Source organism: Methylococcus sp. S1M (genome assembly GCF_051295855.1).
Lineage (GTDB): Bacteria > Pseudomonadota > Gammaproteobacteria > Methylococcales > Methylococcaceae > Methylococcus > Methylococcus capsulatus.
On sequence record NZ_JBPDXO010000040.1, the window covers coordinates 1 to 469 of the forward strand.

The 469-nt window shown below is 65.7% G+C and carries 1 protein-coding gene; it reads left to right on the forward strand.

Annotated features, from left to right (window positions below; all coding sequences use genetic code 11):
• The coding region (locus ACSHWJ_RS15995) for an IS3 family transposase (protein ID WP_432540112.1) at positions 1–469 on the forward strand (469 nt) is incomplete at both ends.

Genomic DNA, 469 nt, shown 5'->3' on the forward strand with positions numbered 1-469 from the left:
GCTCTGGAGCGGCGACATCACCTACATTGCCACCGACGAAGGCTGGCTGTACCTGGCTGCGGTCATCGACCTCTTTGGCCGCCAGGTGGTGGGCTGGAGCCTGCAGGAGCGCATGCACACGGGCTTGGTCAAGGATGCCCTGGCCATGGCGTGGTGGCGCCGGCGTCCGCCGCCTGGGCTGATCTTCCACAGCGACCGGGGCAGTCAATACTGCAGCCATGAGTTCCAGCAGGCCCTGCGGGACTGGGGCATGCGCTCATCGATGAGCCGCAAGGGCAACTGCTGGGACAATGTCCCGACCGAGAGCTTTTGGGGGCGGCTGAAGGCCGCCAGCGTGCACGGGTGCAAGTTTGCCACCCGAGAGCAGGCCCGGCAGGCGGTACTGGACTGGGTGGCTTTCTACAATCACCGCCGGCTGCATTCGTCGCTGGGCTACCTCAGCCCGATGCAGTTCGAGCAACGCTGGTAC